A 219-nucleotide genomic window follows, 5' to 3' on the forward strand; every position below is an offset into this window, starting at 1 on the left:
ACTGACTTAAATACTACCTGGTTTGGTAAATCAGCAACAAGAATAGCATCTACAATGATTTATTTGAAAAAATCTCTTAAGTACTCTGTGAGCGACGTTTTTTCCGAGCTGTAATGAAGTTTTCTATGACAATTTGGGCAAAGCGCTGCGCAGTTTTCTACAGTATCAGGACCACCATCTTTTAGACGAATTAGATGATGAACCTCTAGGAAAGGGGTT

General features: G+C 37.9%; 1 protein-coding gene. It reads right to left on the reverse strand.

The genetic code is table 11. The features are described from left to right. Positions 1 to 59: 59 nt before the first annotated feature. On the reverse strand, positions 60 to 219 hold a 160-nt coding region (locus E0702_RS18865), incomplete at its 5' end, for an HNH endonuclease signature motif containing protein (protein ID WP_132045973.1).

It is taken from the genome of Halomonas marinisediminis (assembly GCF_004347715.1).
Classification (GTDB): Bacteria; Pseudomonadota; Gammaproteobacteria; order Pseudomonadales; family Halomonadaceae; genus Halomonas; species Halomonas icarae.